Source organism: Kitasatospora sp. NPDC056327, assembly GCF_042261735.1.
In the GTDB taxonomy this organism is placed as follows: Bacteria; Actinomycetota; Actinomycetes; order Streptomycetales; family Streptomycetaceae; genus Kitasatospora.
Window position 1 is genome coordinate 1 of the sequence record NZ_JBHJRC010000460.1, and the last position, 3941, is coordinate 3941.

At 76.2% G+C, this 3941-nt stretch carries 3 protein-coding genes and 1 pseudogene; 3 read left to right on the forward strand and 1 reads right to left on the reverse strand.

Annotated features, from left to right (window positions below):
• Window positions 1-327: 327 nt before the first annotated feature.
• A pseudogene (locus ACFCX4_RS35150) lies at window positions 328-1472 on the forward strand (PP2C family protein-serine/threonine phosphatase).
• Window positions 1473-2037: 565 nt separating this feature from the next.
• Window positions 2038-2232 (forward strand): hypothetical protein, encoded by a 195-nt coding sequence (locus tag ACFCX4_RS35155; RefSeq protein WP_376151360.1) that lies wholly within the window; start codon window positions 2038-2040, stop codon window positions 2230-2232.
• Window positions 2233-2268: 36 nt separating this feature from the next.
• Here the strand turns inward: ACFCX4_RS35155 and ACFCX4_RS35160 are convergent, their stop codons facing one another.
• Window positions 2269-3063 carry a DUF6348 family protein gene (locus ACFCX4_RS35160; protein WP_376151362.1) on the reverse strand — a complete coding sequence of 265 codons (795 nt, stop codon included), beginning with the start codon at window positions 3061-3063 and terminating at the stop codon, window positions 2269-2271.
• Window positions 3064-3310: 247 nt separating this feature from the next.
• Here ACFCX4_RS35160 and ACFCX4_RS35165 point away from each other — a divergent pair, with 247 nt between their 5' ends.
• Window positions 3311-3883, forward strand: a complete 573-nt coding sequence (locus ACFCX4_RS35165) for a hypothetical protein (protein WP_376151364.1) — start codon at window positions 3311-3313, stop codon at window positions 3881-3883.
• The last annotated feature ends 58 nt before the right edge of the window (window positions 3884-3941 follow it).

Below are 3941 nucleotides of genomic sequence, written 5' to 3' on the forward strand. Positions count from 1 at the left end.
GCCGCGTTCTGTGGGATCGGCCACAGCGCGCACCCGGCGTGCGGGGCGCCCGGCCGCCCGCGCGGAGCGGCGCGTGCGCCGTCCGGGCGGTTCGTACGCCCCGTGCCCGCACGCCTCCTGACGCTCCGGACGCCGCCCGCCGCAATCGGCCGAAACCCGCTGACGCGCCCTCGCCACCCGGTCACCGCCCCCGCCCGCGCCGTCGACGCGGACCGGGACCGCTGGATAGGGTCGGGCCCCATGGCTGGCAGAGCGCCGGGCACACCGCCCCAGACGACTGCGACGAGGCCCGGCGCCGCCCCGGCGTCCGACCCCGTGACGGCCCGGTTGCGCAAGAGGCTCCGCCGGGTCCGCCGAAGGCTGCGCACCGCCGGGGTGGACTACTTCCGCGGCGGCGCCGCCGACTGGCCGGTGCTCTGCGTGCTCGCGCTGCTGGTGCCGCTGCTGATCCTGCTCAACGTCTGGTGGCCCGCCTGGGCCCCGCCCACGGCCCTGGTCCTGCCGATCCTGGCGGCGGCCCTGTTGCTGCGCCCCGGCTCGCTGGTGGTGCTGTACGCGCTGGCCGCGCTCGGCCTGTCCGCCGAGTCGGTCATCCACACCGGCCAGCGGGTGGCCAGCGACCACCCCGAGTCCTACACCTACGGGGTCACCCCCGGCGCCGCCCTGGTGGTCGGCGCGGCCGGGGTCGGCGGCCTGCTGCTGGCCCAGTTCCGGAGCCGGGTCGGCGTGCCCTGGTGGGGCGGCTCGACGATGCTCTTCGACCTGCGCGAGCGGCTGCGGGTGCAGAGCAGGGTGCCCCGGCTGCCGGACGGCTGGCACGCCGACATGGCGCTGCGTCCGGCCGGCGGGCAGTCCTTCTCGGGCGACTTCGTGGTCGCCGACCGCACCGGCCCGGGCCGGCGGGTGCTGGAGGTGGTCCTCGCGGACGTCTCCGGCAAGGGCATGGACGCGGGCTCCCGGGCGCTGCTGCTCTCCGGCGCGTTCGGCGGTCTGCTCGGCTCGCTGCCCGCCCACGACTTCCTGCCCGCCGCCAACGGCTACCTGCTGCGGCAGTCCTGGGAGGAGGGCTTCGCGACCGCCGTGCACCTGGTGCTCGACCTGGACACCGGTGAGTACGAGCTGCTCTCGGCCGGGCACCTGCCCGGCATGCAGCGGCTGGCGGGCGCGGGCCACTGGGAGGTCAAGGAGGCGCTGGACGGTCCGGCGCTCGGCATCTACGAGGGCGCCAAGTTCGAGGGCGTGCGGGGGCGGCTGAACCGCGGCGACGTGCGCTGCTGCTGTGCACCGACGGCATGGTCGAGGCGCCCGGCCGGGACCTCTCGGAGGGCATGGACCGGCTGATGGGCGAGGCGGACCGGCTGGTGCCGGGCGGCGGCCCGGGCGGTGGCGGCGGTGCCGCGTCCCGGCTGATCGAGACGGTCGCCAGGGACATCAACGACGACCGCGCGGTCCTGCTGCTCTGGCGGGACTGAGCCGGCCGCGAGCGCTCGCGCGGCCTTTCCCGGAGCCCTGTCCCGGTGCCCTTCCCGGGGCTCCGGAGGGTCCTTCGCGGGGTCCGCGGTGGCACATGCCAACGGCAGCTTCGCTGTCAAGCCCCTGAGCTGATCTTCAGCCAATTCCGGCGCCCCGGCGGCAGAGCGGACCTGCCGGTTCCGGTCCGGCCCGCCGGATGTTTCCCGGCCGCTCAGCGGCGCCCCGCCGACGATTCGTCAGGACGTCTCGGCTATCGTCTCGGTCGGCGGAAACTCGTCCCGCATCGCAGGATCTCGGCGTTCGACCGACTGTCAGACCTTTACGCAATCGGCATGGTCGACCACACTGAGTCCGGGCGGGACTGTTCAGGATTCGGGGGATGGGGGGCGTCACATGCGGCACGACGGACACCGTGCGGCCGTAGCGGTCGACCCACCTTCCGGCACCGGGGTGCCGGACGATCCGCAGATCCGCCTCGGGACCGTCGGACAGGCCGGGGTCCGGCTTCGCAGGGGCGGTCCGCCGGTGGCGCCCCGCTATGAAATAACGAGGAAGTGAATCCGGGTGGCACTCTCCGTCTCCGCGCTGGTCCTGTTCGGCATCATCTGCTTCATCTTCATCCGCCAGAAGCAGCTGAAGATCGGGCACTTCATCCTGGCCGCCCTGTTCGGGTTCATGCTCAACCAGAGCACGGCCGCCAAGCCGATCCAGGACTTCCTGGGCCAGATCGCCAAGTCCATCTCGAACATCGCCAGCTGATCCCCGGACCGCCGGCCCGCCGTGGCCGGCGCCCCGTCACCGGCCGGCGCGTCTGGCCTGCCGCCAGCGCGCGAACAGGCCCCGCGGGCGCGCCGCCGCCACGGCCGCCGGCCGGGCCGCCGCGACCCCGCCGGCACCGCCCGGCGCGGTCGGCGGCGCCGCCGGCTCCCCGTGAGCCGTCAGCAGCACGAACAGCCGTGCCCAGCAGAGCCGTTCGCCGCGCGGCCAGTCCAGCGCGCGCAGTGCCGCCGAGGCCGCCTCGCTGACCTCGCCGTCGATCCGGACCTCGGCCACGTCGTCCCCCGACCGCCCGCCGAGGAACAGCTTCACCCCGTGCGGCCGCCGCCCGGCCAGCTCCGGCAGCAGCGCGGGCGCCAGCGCCGGCACCACCCGGTTCCCGGCCAGCCAGGCCCCCAGCCGCTCGTTGCCGAAGCCGAACACCGCCGCCGGACCCTGGACGGCGTGCCAGCCGGGCAGCTCGGGGTGGTCGGCGTGGTCCGCCCGGCCGGCCCCGCCCTCCCGCGGTTCGACCAGCGCCGACGCGGTGGTGGTCGCCCACATCCGCACCGCGTTGTCGAGCTTCTCCTCCTCGGTCTCGCCGAGGCCGGCCGTGCAGTCCCACACCACCGGCGCGTCCGCGCGGCCGAGTTCCAGCACCCAGCCGAGGTCGACGTGCCCGGCCCCCTCGCCGCCGGGGTGCTCCCGCACGGCCACCGCGACCGTCCCCGGACCGCGCACCACCTCACCGTCGACGGTGAACTCCTGCCCCAGCCGCGCCATCTCCCGGACCACGCAGCGCTGAATGACGGCCAGTCGGTCCTGCGGGCGCACGGGGACTCCTCCGCTCACGGCTCGCGAACGGCGCCGGAACGCCGTGGGGCGTCCCGGACCGGCGGCTGCCATCGAACTGCACTCGAACGCCGCCGAGGCTATCGGCCCGGAGGCCCCCCGGGAAACCTTCCGGGCGCCGCCGCACCGGAGCGGCCCCCGGGCGGCCGTCCGCCGCTCCGGTCGCGGATATGACCGGAATGCACCATTTTGGGGAGCGGACACCACCGGCCCGCCTGGAGAGCCCCGCATGCCCCGCACCGCACCGACGCCGGCGCGGGCGTCCGCCCCGACGCCCGCCCCGCCCCTGCCGCCCCTGCTGCTCACCCCGGACTCCTCCGGACTGGTCGCCGAGGTCGAGGCGTACCTCGCCTCGCTGCCCGCCCCGGCGCGCACGCCGGCGCCCTACGTCTGCCCCCTCGGCTCGGTGCTCCGGCCCTGGTGCGCCGGCCACCCGCCGCCCCGGGCCACCCTGCTCGACCGGGCGCTGCGCCGCCCGCCCCGGCCGGTCCCGGTGAGCGCCGCCGAGCACCTGGGCCTCACCTCCCGCTACCTCACCGCCCACGGCTGGCTGCAGGGCGCGATGTGGGACGCGACGGGCCGGGTCTGTCTGCTCGGGGCCCAGGCCGCCGTGCTCGCCCACGGGTTCGGCACCCCGGCCACCGTGCGCACCGCCCGGGTCCAGCTGATGGAGGTGCTGCACGCCACCGGCCGTCCGGTCCGCTCCCCGGACGAGTTCAACGACCGGCCCGGCACCCGCCGGGCCGACGTCCACCGGCTGCTGGAACGGGCCGCCGCCCGGGCCGCCCGGCTGGGACTGTGACGCCCCGTCCGGCGCGCGGGTCCGGGGAAAGCGAACGGCCCCGGGGATGCCGTGCATC